This is a genomic window from Modestobacter marinus (assembly GCF_019799945.1).
GTDB classification, from domain to species: Bacteria; Actinomycetota; Actinomycetes; order Mycobacteriales; family Geodermatophilaceae; genus Modestobacter; species Modestobacter marinus_B.
In genome coordinates this window covers 163,400-182,096 of record NZ_JABGCH010000003.1, presented here as the reverse complement: position 1 = coordinate 182,096, position 18,697 = coordinate 163,400, and the positions used below count along the sequence as shown (strand labels likewise).

The 18,697-nt window shown below is 72.4% G+C and carries 12 protein-coding genes and 1 tRNA gene; 7 read left to right on the top strand and 6 right to left on the bottom strand.

All coding sequences use genetic code 11. The annotated features are described in order from the left end of the window. Positions 1 to 54: 54 nt before the first annotated feature. From lgt to HK417_RS04375, 5 genes are all read left to right on the top strand, one after another. Positions 55 to 1,014: a prolipoprotein diacylglyceryl transferase gene (gene lgt, locus HK417_RS04395; RefSeq protein ID WP_222263730.1), complete on the top strand. Its 960-nt coding sequence runs from the start codon at positions 55 to 57 to the stop codon at positions 1,012 to 1,014. A 374-nt stretch (positions 1,015 to 1,388) separates the two neighbouring features. Then, complete coding sequence (gene gltB / locus HK417_RS04390) at positions 1,389 to 6,059, top strand: glutamate synthase large subunit (RefSeq protein ID WP_261325829.1); 4,671 nt, start codon at positions 1,389 to 1,391, stop codon at positions 6,057 to 6,059. After that, on the top strand, positions 6,052 to 7,539 hold the full coding sequence (locus tag HK417_RS04385) for a glutamate synthase subunit beta (protein ID WP_222263728.1): 1,488 nt from the start codon (positions 6,052 to 6,054) through the stop codon (positions 7,537 to 7,539). The genes gltB and HK417_RS04385 overlap by 8 nt, the downstream gene beginning before the upstream one ends. Before the next feature lie 97 nt (positions 7,540 to 7,636). After that, positions 7,637 to 9,052, top strand: coding sequence for a pyruvate kinase (pyk, locus tag HK417_RS04380; protein ID WP_222263727.1), 1,416 nt, complete (start codon positions 7,637 to 7,639; stop codon positions 9,050 to 9,052). Beyond that, positions 9,049 to 9,942 carry an acyl-CoA thioesterase gene (locus tag HK417_RS04375; protein ID WP_308123363.1) on the top strand — a complete coding sequence of 298 codons (894 nt, stop codon included), beginning with the start codon at positions 9,049 to 9,051 and terminating at the stop codon, positions 9,940 to 9,942. The genes pyk and HK417_RS04375 overlap by 4 nt, the downstream gene beginning before the upstream one ends. Here HK417_RS04375 and HK417_RS04370 read toward each other — a convergent pair. After that, positions 9,931 to 11,658 carry a pyridoxal-dependent decarboxylase gene (locus HK417_RS04370; RefSeq protein WP_308123362.1) on the bottom strand — a complete coding sequence of 576 codons (1,728 nt, stop codon included), beginning with the start codon at positions 11,656 to 11,658 and terminating at the stop codon, positions 9,931 to 9,933. The two genes, HK417_RS04375 and HK417_RS04370, sit on opposite strands and share 12 nt — an antisense overlap. Before the next feature lie 109 nt (positions 11,659 to 11,767). After that, positions 11,768 to 11,841: transfer RNA gene (locus tag HK417_RS04365), tRNA-Leu, on the bottom strand. Positions 11,842 to 11,910: 69 nt separating this feature from the next. Here HK417_RS04365 and HK417_RS04360 point away from each other — a divergent pair. Together HK417_RS04360 and HK417_RS04355 are read left to right on the top strand one after the other, a co-directional pair. Continuing rightward, entirely contained in the window at positions 11,911 to 12,528 is a 618-nt protein-coding gene (locus HK417_RS04360) for an ANTAR domain-containing response regulator (RefSeq protein ID WP_222263725.1), read from the top strand. A gap of 257 nt (positions 12,529 to 12,785) precedes the next feature. Then, the gene (locus HK417_RS04355) at positions 12,786 to 14,123 is read left to right on the top strand and encodes an ABC transporter substrate-binding protein (RefSeq protein WP_222263723.1); all 1,338 of its coding nucleotides are present in this window, start codon (positions 12,786 to 12,788) and stop codon (positions 14,121 to 14,123) included. 212 nt (positions 14,124 to 14,335) lie between these two features. Here the strand turns inward: HK417_RS04355 and HK417_RS04350 are convergent, their stop codons facing one another. From HK417_RS04350 to HK417_RS04335, 4 genes are read right to left on the bottom strand one after another with little or no spacing between them, the layout of a single operon-like run. Then, complete coding sequence (locus HK417_RS04350; RefSeq protein ID WP_222263721.1) at positions 14,336 to 15,187, bottom strand: ABC transporter ATP-binding protein; 852 nt, start codon at positions 15,185 to 15,187, stop codon at positions 14,336 to 14,338. Further along, on the bottom strand, positions 15,184 to 16,218 hold the full coding sequence (locus HK417_RS04345) for an ABC transporter ATP-binding protein (protein ID WP_222263719.1): 1,035 nt from the start codon (positions 16,216 to 16,218) through the stop codon (positions 15,184 to 15,186). The genes HK417_RS04350 and HK417_RS04345 overlap by 4 nt, the downstream gene beginning before the upstream one ends. After that, positions 16,208 to 17,206: a branched-chain amino acid ABC transporter permease gene (locus tag HK417_RS04340; RefSeq protein ID WP_222263717.1), complete on the bottom strand. Its 999-nt coding sequence runs from the start codon at positions 17,204 to 17,206 to the stop codon at positions 16,208 to 16,210. Before HK417_RS04340 ends, HK417_RS04345 begins: the two co-directional genes overlap by 11 nt. 5 nt (positions 17,207 to 17,211) lie before the next feature. Next, the gene (locus HK417_RS04335) at positions 17,212 to 18,585 is read right to left on the bottom strand and encodes a branched-chain amino acid ABC transporter permease (protein ID WP_308123361.1); all 1,374 of its coding nucleotides are present in this window, start codon (positions 18,583 to 18,585) and stop codon (positions 17,212 to 17,214) included. Positions 18,586 to 18,697 lie beyond the last annotated feature (112 nt).

Here is an 18,697-nt window from a genome sequence, read left to right as displayed (position 1 = left end):
CAGCGAGGAACGAGCGAGGAGCGGAGCGCCCCGCGGGAGCGAACGGGAGATGACATGACGGCGCTCGCCGCGATCCCCAGCCCCGCCCAGGGCGTCTGGGAGCTGGGGCCGTTCCCGCTGCGGGCGTACGCGTTGTGCATCATCGCCGGGATCGTGGTGGCGTGCTGGCTGTCCGAGCGCCGGTGGGTGGCCCGCGGTGGTGCTCCGGGCGACGTGCTCGACATCGCCGTCTGGATGGTGCCGTTCGGGATCGTCGGTGGGCGCCTGTACCACGTGCTCACCACCCCGGAGCCGTACTTCGGCGAGGACGGCGACCCGCTGCGGGCCTTCGCCATCTGGGAGGGCGGGCTGGGCATCTGGGGTGCCATCTCCATCGGCGCGCTCGGCGCCTGGATCGGCTGCCGGCGGCGGGGGATCCCGCTGCCGGCCTTCGCCGACGCCATCGCCCCCGGGATCGTGCTGGCTCAGGCGGTGGGGCGGCTGGGCAACTGGTTCAACAACGAGCTGTACGGCCGGGCCACCGACCTCCCGTGGGCGCTGACCATCTACCGCTGGGACGCCTCCGCCGGTCGCGCGCTGACCGGTGAGGACGGTCAGCCGCTGGTCCTGGGCACCTTCCACCCGGCCTTCCTGTACGAGCTGCTGTGGGACGTCGGCGTCGCCGTCCTGGTGATCTGGGCCGACCGCCGTTTCCGGCTCTCCCACGGGCGGGCGTTCGCGCTGTACGTGGCCGCCTACTGCGCCGGCCGGCTGTGGATCGAGATGCTGCGGATCGACACCGCGGAGCAGTTCTTCGGGGTGCGGCTGAACGTCTTCACCTCGGTCGTCGTGGGCCTGCTGGCCGTCGCCTACCTGGTGTGGCAGCGCGGCCGGCCCCGCGAGGTGATCACCCGGGGCGCCGAGGGCGGCGGTCCCCGGGCGCGGGAGCGGGCGGCCGAGCCGGCCAGCGCGCCGGCCGCGGACCAGCCGGCCCCGGAGGCCGACGAAGGAGGCAGCGCACCCCCCGGGCGCTGACCGACCGGCCCCCCGGCGGCCGCCAGGAGAGACATGCGCGACACCGGATCGCCGTGTCGCGCCGGTGACGTCGCTGTGTACGCTCGTCGTCGGCTGACCGGTGATCCCGGTCGGTCGGCGACGTCGGAACCGGGCCAGCGCTGCCCCGAGCACGACCGACCCGTGAGGCCGCCCGGCAGCACGGGTATGGAGGCCGGGACGGGCGCGTACCGGGTCCGTCCCCTCCGCTGCTGACCCACCCGTCGGACCCACCGGTCCTCCCTGCACCGCCCACCCGCTCTGACCACCCGGCGGGGTCCCTGACCCTCCGCACCAGCGAACGGCCCCGCGTCCCGGACGCCCGACCGCCGCGGACAGCCGACGACGGGAGAGACATGTCTGACCTCGCCGTGCCCACTCCGGTCCAGCACGCCGCCCCCGCGGTCCCCGTGCCGTTCTCCGCCCTGCCCACCGCGCAGGGCCTCTACGACCCGGCCCGCGAGCACGACGCCTGTGGCGTCGCGTTCGTCGCCGACGCCCAGGGTCGGCGCTCGCGGGCCATCGTCGCCGCCGGGCTCACCGCCCTGCACAACCTCGACCACCGCGGTGCCGCGGGCTCCGAGCCGAACTCCGGCGACGGCGCGGGCATCCTCACCCAGGTGCCCGACACGCTGCTGCGGGCGAGCGTCGACTTCGACCTCCCCCCGCTGGGCGAGTACGCCGTGGGCATCGCCTTCCTGCCGGCCGACGAGGCCGAGCGGGCCTCCGTCGTCGACCGGGTGGCCCAGCTGGCCGCCGAGGAGGGCCTCACCGTCCTCGGCTGGCGCGAGCTGCCCGTCGACCCCGAGGGCGCGGACCTCGGCCCCACCGCGCGGGCGGTCATGCCGCACTTCGCCCAGCTGTTCGTCGCCGAGACGATCGGCGGCCGGGCCGACCGGACGGCGTTCGGTGGCGTGGTCGCCCCGAACGGCGTCACCCGCCTGGAGCGCCGCTCGTTCGTGCTGCGCAAGCGGGTCGAGCGGGCCGCCCGGGACGCCGGCTCCAGCTGTTACATCACCTCGCTGTCGTCCCGGACGATCACCTACAAGGGCATGCTGACCACCGACCAGCTGCCCGCCTTCTTCCCGGACCTGCAGGACGAGCGCTACGAGTCCGCGATCGCGCTGGTGCACAGCCGGTTCTCGACCAACACCTTCCCGAGCTGGCCGCTGGCCCACCCGTTCCGCTTCATCGCGCACAACGGCGAGATCAACACCATCAAGGGCAACCGCAACCGGATGCGGGCCCGCGAGGCCAAGCTCGAGACCGAGCTGTTCGACGGCCCGGCCGGCCCGGCCAGCGAGCTCGGGCTCGAGCGGATCTTCCCGGTCACCGCCGGTGACTTCAGCGACTCGGCGACCTTCGACGAGGTGCTGGAGCTGCTGCACCTGTCGGGTCGGTCGCTGCCGCACTCGGTGCTGATGATGATCCCCGAGGCGTGGGAGAACCACGACGAGATGGACCCGGCCCGCCGGGCCTTCTACCGGTTCCACGCCGCGATCATGGAGCCCTGGGACGGGCCGGCCTGCGTCGCGTTCACCGACGGCACGCTGATCGGCGCGGTGCTCGACCGCAACGGCCTGCGGCCTGGCCGCTGGTGGCGCACCAAGGACGACCTGGTCGTGCTGGCCAGCGAGGCCGGCGTCCTGGACATCCCGGCCTCCGACGTGGTCGCCAAGGGCCGGCTGCAGCCGGGGCGGATGTTCCTCGTGGACACCGCCGCGGGCCGCATCGTCTCCGACGAGGAGGTCAAGGGGGCGCTGGCGACCACCGAGCCCTACGGCGACTGGCTGCACGCGGGCCTGGTGCACCTGCCCCAGCTGCCCGAGCGGCGGCGGGCCCGGCCCAGCCACGAGTCCGTCGTCCGCCGGCAGCTGCTGTTCGGCTACACCGAGGAGGAGCTGCGCCTGCTGGTGCAGCCGATGGCGGCCGCCGGTGCCGAGCCGATCGGCTCGATGGGCACCGACACCCCCGTCGCGGCGCTGTCGGACCGCTCCCGGCCGCTGTTCGACTACTTCACCCAGCTGTTCGCCCAGGTGACGAACCCGCCGCTGGACGCCATCCGCGAGGAGCTGGTCACCAGCCTCGGGCGCACCTTCGGCCCGGAGCAGAACCTGCTGAGCGCGGCCCCGGCGTCCTGCCGGCAGGTGTTCCTGCCGTTCCCGGTCATCGACAACGACGAGCTGGCCAAGATCCTGCACATCGACGACGACGGTGACCTGCCCGGTTTCGCCGCCGTCCGGATCACCGGCCACTTCGACGTCAACGGCGGCGGCCCGGCGCTGGAACAGGCGCTCACCGACCTGCGCACCAAGGTCAGCAAGGCGATCAAGGCCGGCGCCCGGGTCATCGTGCTGTCCGACCGCGACTGCGACGAGAAGCGCGCGCCGATCCCGTCGCTGCTGATGACCGCCGCCGTCCACCACCACCTGGTGCGCGAGCGCACCCGGATGGAGGTCGGCCTGGTCGTCGAGTCCGGCGACTGCCGCGAGGTGCACCACGTCGCGCTGCTGCTCGGCTACGGCGCGGCCGCGGTCAACCCGTACCTGGCCTTCGAGAGCGTCGAGGACCTCATCCGCACCGGCACGCTCACCGGCGTGCAGCCCGCCCAGGCCGTCCGCAACGTGGTCAAGGCGCTGGGCAAGGGCGTGCTCAAGGTGATGAGCAAGATGGGCATCAGCACCGTCGGCTCGTACACCATGGCGCAGATCTTCGAGACGGTCGGCCTGTCCAAGGCCCTCGTCGACGAGTACTTCACCGGCACCTCCGCGACCCTCGACGGCGTCGGCCTCGACGTGCTCGCCGAGGAGGTGGTGATGCGGCACCGCCGGGCCTACCCGCAGAACCCCACCGAGCGGGCGCACCGCCGGCTGGAGACCGGCGGGGAGTACCAGTGGCGCCGCGAGGGCGAGGTGCACCTGTTCAACCCGGAGACGGTGTTCCTGCTGCAGCACGCCACCCGGTCCCGGCAGTACGAGGTCTTCCAGCGCTACACCGACACCGTCGACGGCCTGTCCGCGGAGGCGGCGACGCTGCGCGGCATGTTCCGGCTCAAGACCGGCGAGCGTCCCGCCGTCCCGCTCGACGAGGTCGAGCCGATCAGCGAGATCGTCAAGCGGTTCCAGACCGGCGCGATGAGCTACGGCTCGATCTCCGCCGAGGCCCACGAGACCCTGGCGATCGCGATGAACCGGCTCGGCGGCCGGTCCAACACGGGTGAGGGCGGGGAGGACCCCGACCGGTTCACCGCCGACCCGAACGGTGACCTGCGGCGGTCCTCGATCAAGCAGGTGGCCAGCGGCCGGTTCGGCGTCACCAGCGAGTACCTGGTCAACGCCGACGACATCCAGATCAAGATGGCGCAGGGCGCCAAGCCCGGCGAGGGCGGCCAGCTGCCCGGCAGCAAGGTGTACCCGTGGGTGGCGCGCACCCGGCACTCGACGCCGGGCGTGGGGCTGATCAGCCCGCCGCCGCACCACGACATCTACTCGATCGAGGACCTCAAGCAGCTCATCCACGACCTGAAGAACGCCAACGACCAGGCGCGGATCCACGTCAAGCTGGTCTCCGAGTCCGGCATCGGCACGGTCGCGGCCGGGGTCAGCAAGGCCAAGGCCGACGTCGTCCTGGTGTCCGGCCACGACGGCGGCACCGGCGCCGCCGCGCTGACCTCGCTGAAGCACGCGGGCACGCCGTGGGAGATCGGGCTGGCCGAGACGCAGCAGACGCTGCTGGCCAACGGGCTGCGCGACCGGATCGTCGTGCAGGTCGACGGGCAGATGAAGACCGGCCGGGACGTGATCGTCGCGGCGCTGCTCGGCGCCGAGGAGTTCGGTTTCGCCACCGCGCCGCTGGTCGTCGAGGGTTGCGTGATGATGCGGGTCTGCCACCTGGACACCTGTCCGGTCGGCGTGGCCACCCAGAACCCGGAGCTGCGCAAGCGATTCACCGGCAAGCCCGAGTTCGTCGTCACCTTCTTCGAGTTCCTCGCCCAGCAGGTCCGCGAGTTCCTGGCCGAGCTCGGCTTCCGGACCCTCGACGAGGCCGTCGGCCACGCCGAGCTGCTGGACATCGAGCCGGCCGTCGGCCACTGGAAGGCCGCGGGGCTGGACCTGGCGCCGGTCCTGGCCGTGCCGGACCTGCCCGAGGGTGCCTCGCTGCGGCAGGTGAAGGAGCAGGACCACGGCCTGGACGCCGCGCTGGACCAGACGCTGATCCAGCTGTGCGAGGGCGCGCTGCTGGACGCGCGGCCGGTGTCGCTGGAGCTGCCGGTCCGCAACGTCAACCGCACCGTCGGCACGATGCTCGGCTCGATGGTCACCCGGCGCTTCGGCGGCGAGGGGCTGCCCGAGGGCACGATCGACCTGACCTTCACCGGGTCGGCCGGCCAGTCCTTCGGCGCCTTCCTGCCCCCGGGCATCACGATGACCCTGCTCGGCGACGCCAACGACTACGTCGGCAAGGGCCTGTCCGGCGGGCGGATCGTCGTCCGGCCCGCGCCGGAGGCGGGCTTCGCGGCCGAGGACAACGTCATCGCCGGCAACGTGATCGGCTACGGCGCCACCCGCGGCGAGGTCTTCCTGCGCGGTCGGGTCGGCGAGCGGTTCTGCGTGCGCAACTCGGGCGCGCTGGCCGTCGTCGAGGGCGTCGGCGACCACGCCCTGGAGTACATGACCGGCGGCCAGGCGGTCATCCTCGGTCCCACCGGCCGCAACATCGCCGCTGGCATGTCCGGTGGCGTGGCCTACGTGCTGGACCTGGCCCGGCACCGGGTCAACGGCGAGCTGGTGGACGTCGAGGCCCTGGACGGCCCGAGCTCCCAGTGGCTGCGCGACGTCCTCGTCCGCTACCGGAAGGCCACCGACTCGGCCGTGGCGGCGAGCCTGCTCGCCGACTGGGGCCGGTGGTCCGAGCGCTTCAGCGTGATCATGCCGCGTGACTACCGGCGGGCCATGGAGGCCCAGCGGGCCGCCGAGGCCGCCGGCACCGACGTGGACCGAGCAGTGATGGAGGCAGCCCGTGGTTGACCAGACCGGGTTCCTGAAGTTCGACCGGCAGATGCCGCCGCGGCGGCCCGTGGAGCTGCGGCTGCTGGACTGGAAGGAGGTGTACCTTAACCGGGACACCGGTGAGGACGCCGTCTTCCCCGTCTCCGCGCTGCGCGAGCAGGCCGCGCGCTGCATGGACTGCGGCATCCCGTTCTGCCACCACGGCTGCCCGCTGGGCAACCTGATCCCGGAGTGGAACGACCTCGCCCGCCGGGAGGACTGGCAGGAGGCGATCGAGCGGCTGCACGCGACCAACAACTTCCCGGAGTTCACCGGGAAGCTGTGTCCGGCGCCGTGCGAGTCCGCGTGCGTGCTCAACCTGGACGACGCACCGGTCACGATCAAGCAGATCGAGTGGGAGATCATCGACCAGGCGTTCCTCAACGGCTGGGTGACCCCGCAGCCGCCGGCGGAGCTGACCGGGCGGAAGGTCGCCGTGATCGGCTCGGGGCCGGCCGGGCTGGCCGCCGCGCAGCAGCTGACCCGGGCCGGGCACGAGGTGACCGTCTACGAGCGGGACGACCGGATCGGCGGCCTGCTCCGCTACGGCATCCCCGAGTTCAAGATGGAGAAGCGCCACCTGGACCGGCGGCTGGACCAGATGCGCGCCGAGGGCACCCGGTTCGTGGCCGGGGTGGACGTCGGCGGCAGCGGACCGGACGACATCTCCGTGGAGCAGCTGCGCGGCGAGTTCGACGCCGTCGTCCTGGCGATCGGCACCCCGGTCGGCCGCGACCTGCCGCTGCCCGGCCGCGACCTCGACGGCGTGCACTTCGCCATGGAGTACCTGCCCGGGGGCAACCTGCAGGCCCTCGGCGAGATCGACGAGCCGCCGATCGACGCCGCCGGCAAGCACGTCGTGATCATCGGCGGCGGTGACACCGGCGCGGACTGCCTGGGCACCGCCCACCGGCAGGGCGCCGCGTCGGTGGCCCAGCTGGACTACAAGCCGCCGGCGCCGGGCAGCCGCCCGCAGGACAACCCGTGGCCGACCTACGAGATGATCCTGCGGGTCTCCCCGGCGCACGAGGAGGGCGGCGAGCGGCTGTTCGCCGTCAACACCGACGCCTTCATCGGCGACGAGCACGGCCGGGTGCGGGCCCTCCAGGTCTCCGACGTCCGGCTGGTCGACGGCAGGCGGGAGTCGGTGCCCGGCACCACCCGGGAGCTGCCCGCCGACCTGGTGCTGCTCGCGCTGGGCTACACCGGGCCGCAGACCAGCGGCCTGGTCGAGGGGCTCGGCTGCAAGCTCACCGACCGGGGCATGGTCGCCCGGGACACCGAGTACATGTCCACGGTGCCCGGCGTGTTCGTGGCCGGGGACATGGGCCGCGGCCAGTCGCTCATCGTGTGGGCGATCGCCGAGGGCCGGGCGGCTGCCGGGGCGGTCGACAGCTGGCTCACCGGCAACTCGATGCTGCCGCGTCCGGTGACGCCCACCGCCGTCCCGCTGCGCTGACCCACCGTCCCAGACGTCTGGGACGACTGCGCCCCTCCGGGGGGCACGACGGACCCCGTCCGACGTGCCCCCCGGAGGGGCGACTAGTTTTCAGGGCATGTCTCGCCGTGCCAAGATCGTCTGTACGTTGGGGCCGGCGACCGGCACCCCTGAGCAGGTTGCCGCGCTCGTCGCCGCCGGGATGGACGTCGCCCGGCTGAACTTCAGCCACGGGAAGCACGCCGACCACAAGGCCTCGTACCAGATGGTGCGGGACGCCTCGGACAAGGTCGGCCGCGCCGTGGCCATCCTGGCCGACCTCCAGGGTCCGAAGATCCGGCTCGGCACGTTCACCGAGGGCCCGGTCGAGTGGCCGACCGGCGCCCGGATCTGCATCACCGTGGACGACGTCGAGGGCACCGCGGAGCGGGTCTCCACGACCTACAAGAACCTGGCCAACGACGCCCGGGTCGGTGACCGGCTGCTCATCGACGACGGGAAGCTGGCGCTCACCGTGGCCGAGGTGGACGGGCCCGACGTCTGGTGCGTCGTCCTCGAGGGCGGGGCGGTCTCGAACAACAAGGGGCTGTCGCTGCCCGGCGTCGCCGTCAGCGTCCCGGCGCTGTCGGAGAAGGACGCCGAGGACCTGCGCTTCGCGCTCTCCCTGGGCGTGGACTTCATCGCGCTGTCCTTCGTCCGCTCGCCGCGGGACGTCGAGCTGGTGCGCGAGATCATGCGCCAGGAGGACGTCGAGGTCCCGGTCATCGCCAAGCTGGAGAAGCCCGAGGCGGTCGAGAACCTCGACGCGATCGTCGAGGCCTTCGACGGGATCATGGTCGCCCGCGGTGACCTCGGTGTGGAACTGGCCCTGGAGCAGGTGCCGCTCGTGCAGAAGCGCGCGGTGCAGGCCGCCCGCGAGCGCAACAAGCCGGTCATCGTGGCCACCCAGATGCTCGAGTCCATGATCGAGAACTCCCGGCCCACCCGCGCGGAGGCCTCCGACGTCGCCAACGCCGTCCTGGACGGCGCCGACGCGGTGATGCTGTCCGGCGAGACCTCGGTCGGGAAGTACCCGATCGGCGCGGTGCGCACGATGGAGCGGATCATCGCCGCCGTCGAGGACGAGGAGGTCCACGTGCCGCAGCTGGTGCGCCCCTCCCGCCACCGGGCCGGCGCGATCGTGCGGGCCGCCAAGGACATCGGGGAGACCCTCGACGTCGCGGCGCTCGCGGCGTTCACCCTGACCGGCAAGACCGCGCACCGGCTGGCGGCGCTGCACACCCGGCTGCCGATCCTCGCCTTCACCACCGACCCGCGGGTGCGCAGCCGGCTGGCGCTGAGCTGGGGCGTCGAGACGTTCCTGGTCCCGGAGGTCTCGCACACCGACGACATGGTGGGGCAGGTCGACTTCTCGCTGCTGTCGATCGGGCGGCTGCGCGAGGGCGACCAGGTCGTCGTCGTGGCCGGCAGCCCGCCGAACACCGCCGGGTCGACCAACCTGGTCCGGGTGCACGAGGTGGGGACGCCGGCGTGACGTCGGCTGAGCCGGCGCCGGGGGCAGAGCCGACCCCCGCCGCGGAGCTGATGCACGTCCTCGACCTCGAGGAGCGGTCGCCGGGGCTGTTCGTCGGCACCACCCCGCGGACCCCGCTGCAGCGGATCTTCGGCGGCCAGGTCGCCGCGCAGGCGCTGAGCGCGGCCAACGCCACGGTGCCGGGTGACCGGCAGGTGCACTCGCTGCACTCGTACTTCCTGCGGCCCGGCGATCCGCAGGAGGAGATCCGCTACGTCGTCGAGCGGATCCGGGACGGGCGCTCGTTCACGACCCGGCGGGTGCTCGCGCACCAGACGCGCGACGGCGAGGACGTCGCCATCTTCGCGCTGACCGCCGACTTCACCGCGGGGGAGCGGGCGGTGGTGGAGCACTCCCTGCCGATGCCCGAGGTCCCCGGACCGGAGGGCCTGCCGGGTCTGGCCGAGGTGCTCGCCGCGCACCCCGACCGGGACCGGGGGGCCCGCGCGCTCAACCGGGCGGTGGAGTCGCGCTATCTGCGCGACCCGTACGACCCCGAGCCGCGGACCCCGCCGGACACCGCCTTCCGGGCGTGGTTCCGGGTCGCCGGCAAGCTCCCCGACGACGACCAGGTGCACGCGGCGGCGCTGACCTTCGTCAGCGACCTGACCCTGCTCTCGGCCGGCCTCACCCGGATCGGCGGGGGCTGGGGCGGGTCGGTCGTCGGCGCGAGCCTCGACCACGCCGTCTGGTTCCACCGCCCCGTGCGCGCCGACGAGTGGTTCCTGTACGAGACCGACAGCCCCGCCGCCGCCAGCGGCCGCGCGCTGTGCTTCGGGCAGATCTGGGCTGGCGACGGCACGCACGTGGCGTCGGTCGCCCAGGAGGGGCTCATCCGGTCACTCGGCTGAGGTGGCCTCCGCGGTGGGCCCCGCCTGGACGGCGGCCTGCTCCGCGGTCTCGTCCTGCGCGGCGGGGGTGTCCACCGTGGGGGAGGGCTCGGCCTGGGCCGCGCGCTCCGCCTCCGCCGCGCGCTCCGCCTCCGCCGCGCGCGCTGCCTCCGCCGCGCGCGCTGCCTCCGCCGCGCGCGCTGCCTCCGCCGCGCGCTCGGCGTCCTCCCGCGCCCGGCGCTCGGCCTCCCGACGCTCCCGGGCCTGCTCGGCGAAGTCGTCGGCCAGCCAGTCGTGCCCCTCGGCGAGCAGCGCCCAGACGCGCTCGACGTGCGCGCGGGTGGTCAGCGGCGACCCGATGGCCACCCGCAGCACCGCGGCGCCGCCGACGGTCGTGTGGGTCAGGAACACCTCGCCGCCGTCGTTGAGCCGGTCCAGCAGGGTCATGGTCGCGACGTCGGCGTCCACGTCCTCGGGCCACCGCGGCTTCAGGCAGACCAGCGCGAGCGGGTGCGGGGCGACGACGTCGAACCGCTCGTCGGCCGCGGCCCACGCGGCGAGCTCCTGGGCCAGTGCGACGTGCCCGCGCACGTGCTCGCGCAGCCCCTCCGCGCCGTACCAGCGCAGCACGAACCACAGCTTCAGCGCACGGAACCGCCGGCCGAGCTCGATCTGCCAGTCGCGGTAGTCGACGACCGCGCCGGCGTCGGTCTGGGCGTTGCGCAGGTACTCGGGGAGGATCGACAGCGCCCCGGTGAGGGCGGCGCGGTCGGCGACCCAGAAGAGCGTGGCGTCGAAGCCGGTCAGCAGCCACTTGTGCGCGTCGGTGGTGTAGCTGTCGGCCCACTCGACGCCGGCCTGCAGCTCGCGCAGCTCCGGGGCCACCGCGCTGATCCCGGCGTAGGCGGCGTCCACGTGCAGCCACACGTCGAAGCGCCGGCAGATCGGGCCGAGCTCGGCCAGCGGGTCGATCGCCGTCGTCGACGTCGTCCCCACCGTCGCGCAGACGAGGACGGGGGTGAACCCGCGGGCGACGTCCCGCTCCAGCCGGGCGAGCAGCGCGCTGGGGCTCATCGCGAGGTCGTCGTCGACCTCGACGACCCGGATGGCGCCGGTGCCGAGGCCGGCGATCCGCACGGCCTTCTCCATGGAGCTGTGCGTCTGCGCGGAGACGTAGACGGTGTACTCGTCGGGGAGGACGCCGTGCCGGAGCGTCGCGCCCTTGGCGGTCCGGTGCAGGGCGGCCAGCAGGGCCACCAGGTTGGCGCCGGAGCTGGAGTCCTGGACGACGCCGCCGCCGGTGCCGGTCGAGCGGAAGGACTCCGGCAGGCCCAGCAGGTCCGCGCACCAGTCCATGACGTGCTGCTCGAGCTCGGTGGCCGCCGGACTGGTCACCCAGGACATCCCCTGCACGCCGAGCCCGGCGGAGACCAGGTCGCCCAGGACGGAGGGGCCGGAGGTGTTCGCCGGGAAGTAGCCGAAGAAGCCGGGGTGCTGCCAGTGGGTGATGCCGGGCAGGACGAGGCGGTCCAGGTCGGCCAGGACGGCGGAGAACGGCTCGCCCTGCTCGGGGGCCCGCGGCGGGAGGGCAGCGCGGACGTCGCCGGGGGAGACCTGCGATCGGACCGGGAAGGACTCGATGCGGGACCAGTAGTCGGCGATCCAGTCGACCACCTCGTGGCCGTGCTGGCGGAACTCGTCGGGCGTCATGTGCAGGCTCGCCTGGTGGTCGCTCACGGGAGCCAACTTAGGCGGCCCCGGGACCTGTCACTTCGTGCCCCCGGTCCGACTCGAACGGACACTGTGCGGGTTGTGAATCGCTGCAGTTCGTCCTGGACTCACTTCGTGCCCCCGGTCCGACTCGAACGGACACTGTGCGGGTTTTGAATCCGCTCCCTCTGCCGATTGGGGTACGGGGGCCCACCGGACGTGGTGCAGTGCACCCTAGCGGGCGGTGGCAGGACGCCCCCGGCCGATAGGATCAGCGTCGTGAGCAGCGACCCGACCCGTGTCCTCATCGCCGAGGACGAGGCGCTCATCCGCCTCGACCTCAAGGAGATGCTGGAGGAGGAGGGGTACCTGGTCGTTGCCGAGGTCGGGGACGGGCAGGCGGCCGTCGATCAGGCGCAGGCGCTGCGTCCGGACCTGGTCATCGTCGACGTGCAGATGCCCGTGCTCGACGGGCTCGCCGCGGCCGAGCAGATCGCCGCGGGCCGGCTCGCGCCGGTCATCGTCCTCACCGCCTTCAGCCAGCGTGAACTCGTCGAGCGGGCGCGGGACGCCGGCGCGATGGCCTACCTGGTCAAGCCGTTCTCCAAGAACGACCTGGTCCCGGCGATCGAGGTCGCCGTCGGCCGTTTCCAGGAGATGACGGCCCTCGACGCCGAGGTCACCGACCTCAAGGAGCGGCTCGAGGCGCGCAAGGTCGTCGAGAAGGCCAAGGGCCGGCTGATGGCCGAGCAGGGCATGACCGAGGCCGAGGCCTTCCGCTTCATCCAGCGCACGGCGATGAACGAGCGCACCTCAATGCGCGCGCTCGCCGAGGCGATCCTGGCCACCGAGGAGGCCGGCGACGCGGCCGCGGCGAGCGGCCCACCCACCTCCTGACCGGCACGTCCGTCAGGGACGGCCGCCGACTGCGGACACCGCGGGTCCGGCGTCCGTCGCCGTCCCCGGGCGCCGGACGACGCCCCGGGCGCCGTGCCGCGGGCGAGTGGATCAGGTCACGACCTCGTCACGGTCTGATCAATGCGGGTCCCAGACCAGCGCCGCGCGGTTAGGTTCTCTCAACTGATCGGCCAGCCGACAGGCCATGGAGCCTGTCGGAGGGCCGGGCATCGTCCTCATCGACTGGGAGTTCCTTGATGCGCACTGGCACCACCGCCCGCGCGATCGCGCTCTCCGGCGCCGCCCTGCTCGCGCTGACCGCCTGTGGTGGCGGCGGCGACGACACCAGCAGTGGCGACTCCGGCGGCGACGCGAGCGCCGAGAAGCAGGTCAACATCTACGGCACCGACGGCAACATGGGGAACGCGCTCGGCGCGGACTTCACCGAGCCGGGTGCCCTGGCCGGCATGAAGGGCACGCTGCCGCTGACCGAGCTGTCCGGGGACTTCCGCGACCGCCTGCTGGCCGTCAACCCGGACCTGCAGGACTTCAACTACTCGGGCGAGTCCTACGACGCCGTCGTCATCACCGCCCTGGCGGCGACCGCCGCCGGCACCAACCAGGCGACCGTCTTCGCGCCGTACGTCAACGGCATGACCGCCGGTGGCGAGAAGTGCACCGACTACGGCGCCTGCCTGACGATCCTCCAGGCCGGCGGGGACGTCGACTACGACGGCGTCACCGGGCCGCTGAGCTTCACCGAGGCCGGCGAGCCGGCCCAGGCCAGCTTCGGCCTGCAGCAGTTCGGCGAGGACAACCAGATCGACGACTCGCTGACCGAGTTCGTCATCGCGGGTGACGAGGCCAACGCCTCCAGCGAGCCCAGCCCGCCCCCGGCTCCGGCCGGTGGCGGCGCCGGTCAGACGCTGACCATCGGCACCCTGCTGCCGGAGACCGGCAACCTGGCCTTCCTCGGCCCGCCCGAGGTCGCCGGTGTCCAGCTGGCGATCAACGAGGTCAACGCGGCCGGCGGCGTCTTCGGCGCCCCCGTCGCGCTGGTGACCGGTGACTCCGGCGACGCCTCCACCGACACCGCCACCCAGACCGTGGACCGCCTGCTGCAGTCCGGCGTCAACGCGATCATCGGTGCGGCGTCCTCGGGCGTCAGCCTCACCGTCATCGACCGCATCGTCGGTGCGGGTGTCCTGCAGTTCTCCCCGGCGAACACCTCGGACACGTTCACCACCTACGACGACAAGGGTCTGTACTTCCGGACCGCCCCGCCGGACACCCTGCAGGCCCGGGCGCTGGCCGACCTGATCGGCGCGGACGGCAACAACACCGTCGGCATCCTCGCGCTCAACGACCCGTACGGCACCGGTCTCGCGGAGAACACCAAGAACAACCTGATCTCCGACGGCCTGCCCGAGGACTCGATCCGCGACATCATCTACGACCCGCAGGCGGCGAACTTCGACTCCGAGGTCCAGCAGATGGTGGACTTCAACCCCGACGCCATCGTCGTGATCGGGTTCGAGGAGTCCTCGCGGATCCTGCAGAGCCTCAACTCACAGGGCGTGGGCCCCCAGCGCTGACGCGCTGACCCGCACCCACCCGCACAGCGCCCCTCCTGCTCCGGCAGGAGGGGCGCTGTGCCGTTCCGGAGGGGTTGTGCCGGCCCCACCAGGGTCGACGGGAGGAAGCTGGGCCGTCCGGGGGCGCGCAGGGGCGGCCGCCCGGCGTCGTCCTCGGGGACGACGAACGGCGCCGGACCAGTGGGGTCCGGCGCCGTCGGTGGGGGAGCGGCTCAGCGGGTCTTGGCCAGCGTCCCCAGGTACAGCTCGATCACCTTCGGGTCGTTCATCAGCGACTCGCCGGTGTCGGTGTAGGCGTTGCGGCCCTGGTCGAGCACGTAGCCGCGGTCGCAGATCTGCAGGCACCGGCGGGCGTTCTGCTCGACCATGATGATCGAGACGCCGGTGGCGTTGATCCGCCGGCAGCGGATGAACACCTCGTCCTGGTAGGCCGGCGACAGACCGGCCGACGGCTCGTCGAGCAGCAGCACCGACGGGTCCATCATCAGCGCCCGGCCCATCGCGACCATCTGCCGCTCGCCGCCGGACAGCGACCCGGCCTTGCCCTTGCGGCGCTCGCCGAGCAGCGGGAACAGGTCGATGACGTAGTCGAACCGCTCCTTGAACGACTTCGGCCGCAGGTAGACGCCCATCTGCATGTTCTCCTCGATGGTGAGCGAGGGGAACACGTTGTTGTTCTGCGGCACGTAGCCGACCCCGAGCTGCACCAGCCGGTGGGCGGGGGCCGAGGTGATGTCCTCGCCGCGCAGGGTGACGTTGCCCGAGCGCACCGGGATGAGCCCGAACAGCGTCTTCAGCAGGGTGGACTTCCCGGCGCCGTTCGGGCCGATGATCCCGACCAGCTCGCCGTCCTGCAGGTAGAAGTCACAGCCCCGCAGGATGTTCACCCCGGGCACGTAGCCGGCGACCAGGTCGTCGGCGCGCACCAGCGCACCCTCGGCCAGCCGGAGGTGCTCCTCCCGGGTGGCCGCCTTCTCCGCGGGGGAGAGCTCCCCTCCGGCGACCACCTGCGCACGGGTGACACCCTCGCCGGTCTCGTCGACCTCGAACACCGGCTCGCTCATCGGCTCGTCCCCTCGCTGTTGATCACGCCAGAGCTCGACGACGTGCCGCTCTCCTCCAGGGCGATCTCGGCCTGCACCTCGGCCAGCACCCGGTCCTCCTCCTCGACCGTGAGCGGGGCGTCGTGGTGGGCGCCGAGATAGGCGTCGACGACGGCCTGGTTCTGGGAGATCGACTCCGGCGGGCCCTCGGCGATCACCTTGCCCGCGGCCATGACGACGACCCAGTCGCTGATGTCGCGGACGACGTCCATGTCGTGCTCGACGAAGATCACCGTCATGCCCTCCTCGCGGAGGTCCTTGACGTGCCCGAGCAGGCTCTGCGTCAGGGCCGGGTTCACCCCGGCCATCGGCTCGTCGAGCATGACGACCTTCGGGTCGCTCATCAGCGCCCGGGCCATCTCCAGCAGCTTGCGCTGCCCGCCGGACAGGGTGCCGGCGAAGTCGTCCTTCTTGGCGTCGAGCTTGAACCGCTGGAGCAGGTCCATCGCCTTCTCGGTGTTGGCCTTCTCCTGGGCTCGCCAGATGCCGGGGAGCAGCGCCCGCAGGAAGCTCTCGCCGCGTTGGCCCTGGGCGCCGAGCAGCATGTTCTGCAGCACGGTGAGCCGGGACAGCGCCTTGGTGAGCTGGAAGGTGCGCACGACACCGAGCCGGGCGACCTGGTGCGGGGAGAGCTTGCCCAGATCGCGCCCGTCGAAGGACCAGGTGCCGGTGTTGGGCTGGTCGAACCCGGTGAGCAGGTTGAACAGCGTGGTCTTGCCCGCGCCGTTCGGCCCGATCAGGCCGGTGATGCCGCCGCGCTGGATCTCCAGGTGGTCGACCGACACGGCGGTGAGGCCACCGAACGTGCGGGTGACGCCGTCGAGCACCACCGCCGCATCCGGCTTGGCGACGCCGACCTCCCACGGGAGGTCCTTGAGGGCGGCCTGGGCCAGCCGCTGCGGGGCGGCGCGGTGCTGGCCGGCCTGCCGCGCCGCCGCGATCTCCTCCGAGCCGGCGGCGTGGGAGCCCTGAGCGCTCGGGTCAGCGGGCATCGAGCATCACCTCTCGTCGGTCACCGAAGATGCCCTGCGGTCGGAACACCAGCAACAGCATGAGCCCGATGCCCACCAGCACGAAGCGGATCTGCGCGACGTCGGTGGAGGAGAGCAGCCCCTCGGGGATCACGCCGTTCTCGATCAGCGCGCGCAGCAGGGTGTCGGCGAACTGCAGGATGAAGAGCAGGAGCATCGACCCGAGGACCGGGCCGAGCACCCGGGCGGCACCGCCGAGGATCAGCGCCGCGTACGCCAAGAAGGTGTTCGCGTTCTGGTACTGGTCGGGGATCGCCGACCCGGTGCCGATCGCGTAGATCATCCCGCCGAGGGCGCCGAAGATCCCGCCCAGCACCAGGGCCTGCATCTTGTAGGCGTAGACGTTCTTGCCGAGCGCCCGGACGGCGTCCTCGTCCTCCCGGATGGCCTTGACCACCCGCCCCCACGGGCTGCGCATGAGCTGCCACACCAGCAGGCTGGTCAGGGCCACCAGCGACCACCCGACCAGCGCGACCCACAGCTCTCCGCCGCTCCAGCTGGTGCCGAGGACCCGGTGCCGGGTCTGGGTTTCCCACGGGGCGAGGTCGATGAAGCTGCCGTTGAAGGCCGACAGGCCGCGGGTGCCCCCGGTGACGGGGGTCGCGGAGACCGACCGGAAGACGAGCCTGAGTCCCTCCGCCGTCGCGATGGTCACGATCGCCAGGTAGTCCGCCCGCAGCCGCAGGGTCGGCAGACCGAGCAGCAGGGCGAGCACGACGGCGGAGACCAGGCCGATCACCACGCCCAGCCAGAAGTTCAGGCCCCACTGGCTGACCGAGATGGCGATGCCGAAGCCGCCGAGCATGGCGAACGCGATCTGCCCGAAGTTGAGCAGCCCGGTGTAGCCGAAGTGGACGTTGATCCCGATCGCGAGCAGGGCGAAGAAGATCGCCTGGAAGCCGAAGAACGCCTTGCCGGCGATCGCGAACGCGTTGAGGAGGTCGGCCATGGCGGTCAGCCGATCCGGGCCCGGCTGCCCAGGATGCCCTGGGGGCGGATCACGAGGATGACGATCAAGAGGAGCAGGCCTCCGACGTACTTCATGTCGTCCGGGATGACGAGCGTGGACATCTGCACGAACACACCGACGATCACGCTGCCGACCAGGGCGCCGTAGGCGGTGCCCAGGCCACCGAGGGTGACGCCGGCGAACATCAGGAGCAGCAGGCGGAAGCCCATGTCCCACTGCACCTGGTCGGACAGGCCGAGCAGCACGCCGCCGAGGGTGGCCAGCGCGCCGCCCATCATCCAGACGACGAGGATCACCCGGTTGACGTCGATGCCGGAGGAGGCGGCGAGGTCCCGGTTGTCGGCGACCGCGCGCATGGCCTTGCCGATCTTGGTGCGCTGCAGCATCAGCGCGACGGCTACGAGCACCACGATCGAGATGACGATCGAGGCCAGCGCCCGGTTGGTCATCGTGAACACGCCGTAGTTGACCGCTCGCTGGCTCTGGTAGTCCCCGTAGGGATTGGAGAAGCCGCCGTAGACGATCTGGATCGCGTAGCGCAGCAGCAGCGACAGGCCGATCGAGACCACCAGCGCGGCGATCAGCCCGGTGCCGCGCTTGCGCAGCGGCCGCCAGATGCCCCGCTCGTTGAGCGCGCCGACCGCCGCGCCGACGACCATCGCGATGATCGTGGCCGGGATCAGCGGGACGCCGCCACGGACGTTGATGTACCAGGCGATGATCGCGCCGATCGTGACCAGCTCGCCGTGGGCGAAGTTGGTCAGGCCCGTGGTGCCGAAGATCAGGGACAGGCCGACGGCGCAGACCGCGATCAGCAGCCCGAACCGCAGCCCGTCGACCAGCAGCTGGACGGCCCGGACGGTGCCACCGCCCGCGCCGCTGCTGCCGTCGACGAGGCCAAAGTTGACCGGCTGCGACCGGCCGAGGTCGACGGTCACCTCACGGGTCGCGCCGGCGGTGCCGAGCTCGACGCCCTCGGGCAGCGCGTCCTCGTCCAGGCTGATGCTGTACTGGCCGGGGCCCGGCAGGTCGACGGCGAACCGGCCGTCCTCGTCGGTCTCCACCGAGTCGACCGCGTCGCCGTCGGCGGTCTCGACGGTGATCTCGACGCCCTCGATGGGGCCGCTGCGGCTGGTCTGCAGCGTGCCCACCAGCCGCTCGCCCTCGGCGGAGGCGACCCCGGGGACGAGGGTGGCCAGCGCCATGGCGATGGCAGCCACCAGGAGCGCGAGGACGAGGGGACGTCGTCCCGTGCGCCAGGCGCGCCAGGTGCGCAGCCCGCGGGGCGGTGCTCCCTGGCCCTGCTCGGCGCTGCTGCGTGCCCCGTGCTCGCGGGCACGGTGGGGCGCGTGCGTCACTCGACCTCCAGCCGTAGGTTGAGCGGGGACAGTAGCCCAGCCTGGTTACGTCGGACGACCTGCTGTGACGTGCCGTGACACATCTGCGACACGCCGATGTGCCGCGACCCGA

Coding starts and splice junctions, on each gene's coding strand:
- HK417_RS04345 (WP_222263719.1), bottom strand. CDS start 16,218: ATGCCCGCTGACCCGAGCGCTCAGGGCTCCCACGCCGCCGGCTCGGAG.
- gltB (WP_261325829.1), top strand. CDS start 1,389: ATGTCTGACCTCGCCGTGCCCACTCCGGTCCAGCACGCCGCCCCCGCG.
- lgt (WP_222263730.1), top strand. CDS start 55: ATGACGGCGCTCGCCGCGATCCCCAGCCCCGCCCAGGGCGTCTGGGAG.
- HK417_RS04355 (WP_222263723.1), top strand. CDS start 12,786: ATGCGCACTGGCACCACCGCCCGCGCGATCGCGCTCTCCGGCGCCGCC.
- pyk (WP_222263727.1), top strand. CDS start 7,637: ATGTCTCGCCGTGCCAAGATCGTCTGTACGTTGGGGCCGGCGACCGGC.
- HK417_RS04350 (WP_222263721.1), bottom strand. CDS start 15,187: ATGAGCGAGCCGGTGTTCGAGGTCGACGAGACCGGCGAGGGTGTCACC.
- HK417_RS04340 (WP_222263717.1), bottom strand. CDS start 17,206: ATGGCCGACCTCCTCAACGCGTTCGCGATCGCCGGCAAGGCGTTCTTC.